Annotated in this window: 2 protein-coding genes; both read left to right on the forward strand. The window is 33.0% G+C overall.

Annotation, left to right across the window (positions count from 1 at the left end):
- Positions 1 to 289 (forward strand): oxidoreductase (locus tag AC1DRF_RS26255; RefSeq protein WP_477742109.1); only part of this gene is annotated, 289 nt, incomplete at its 5' end.
- Positions 290 to 924: 635 nt separating this feature from the next.
- The gene (locus AC1DRF_RS26260; protein ID WP_477742110.1) at positions 925 to 1,497 is read left to right on the forward strand and encodes an MEDS domain-containing protein; all 573 of its coding nucleotides are present in this window, start codon (positions 925 to 927) and stop codon (positions 1,495 to 1,497) included.
- Positions 1,498 to 1,735 lie beyond the last annotated feature (238 nt).

Here is a 1,735-nt window from a genome sequence, read left to right on the forward strand (position 1 = left end):
TGTAAGTAATGGATTACTTACGCCTGCAAAAGCAAAAACATTTCCTGGCTATCAAGTTTTATATGCAGAGTCTATTCGCAAGGAAGCAGAGATTGCTACAGGGGCAGTAGGAAAAGTCATTCAGCCAGAACAAGCTGAAGAAATTATTTCAAATGGACGTGCCGATTTAGTTTTTATAGGACGTGAATTATTAGTGAATCCTCACTGGACATATTATGCAGCCAATCGTTTGAATTATGATTTAGAATTGCCGCAACAGTATTCATGGTCATGGATTAAAACGCTTTAAATATAAACAGCTGTTGGCAGAATTTCGAGATTTGTTAAAGAAAATGCCCTTAATTTAGATTATCATAATAAAAGAATCCTTTGCTATAAGTAGCAAAGGGTTTTTTTATTAATAACTATATAAAGTTAACCTATGTTGAAGGCTGTCCAGTGTAGATAGTTCAAAAAGGTATACATTTTTAGTTACCATAATGTTGTTTTTCGGAACCAAGAAAGCGAAAGAACCCTTATGGGAGTAAGGGTTCAAACGATATTGCGTTCCTGTTTTATGCAGGTTTTTATACATCCTTGATATGATTGACTTTTCCCTTTTACCAGATGGGAGGAAAATGTATAATGAGTCTACCTTTTATACATATGTTGTAACTTGTCTGAAATAGTTCTGTTATAAAAATATGTTAGAATTTATTAGCCAGCATATTACATAAAACATTTCAGAAAAAAGCTGCCTCACTCCATCCAATGCTTGTAGAATGAGGCAGCTTTTTTGCTCGTTTATTAAGAAAGTAATACACTTTTCAAAAATGAATAAAATAATACAATTGTTTAATCTTCGCTCCCCTAACAAAAAATACCCTTGTGTACTATTGATAGAGCTCTAGTATAATTCTGGGATGTAAAAGAAGGGATGATTTCTTGGAAAACAAAATAAATCAGTTGTTTGAAGATCAAAAGAGTGTTCATGTACTGTATTCCTATAATGAAATGGAAAACTATATTAAACAAGTTGTAAATTATATAAGAGAGGGTACTTTCGCTGGAGATTACGTTATTCTTATTGAAAATGACCGTATTTATCCCCTTATTAAAAAAGAACTGGACACACTATTATCAAAAGATCAAATGAAACTAGTACACCGTATAAATAACTTTGACTTCTATTATTCAAGTGGGAGTTATCATCCTCCAGCAATTCAGGATTACTTTAATAAAACGGTACAACCTTATGTAGAAAATAAAATCTCTTTTAGATCATGGGCCCATGTAGAATGGACCACTATGAAAGATCCTTTGCATCTAATAGAGGATTTTGAAAAAGTAGTGGACGAGGCTGTGAATCAGCTGTCGTTTCCACTAATTTGTGCGTACAAAGGCGAGAGAATGCCAGAATACCTGAAAACCATTTTGATGGAAACACACCCTTATGTTCTTGTGGAAGATGATCTCATCGCCTCCGAACAATACCAACCATCGAATGATAGGAAATAATAATAATCAATAATTTCATAAAAAATGTACTATAATTTATCCCTAAAACAAATTTCGTACTATGTTTTTCTTATAATCTATATTGCCTGTCAGTACTCTGAAGTTGCCTTTTCTCTTCAATGTATACATTCATATAGATTAGAGAAAGATAATATAGACGCGAATCACCTCTGTTCGATTTCTTTCTCAACATACATAAAAGAAGCTGCCATTAACAAGGTAGCTTCTTCTATTGTAG

It is taken from the genome of Priestia sp. P5_B4 (assembly GCF_056400385.1).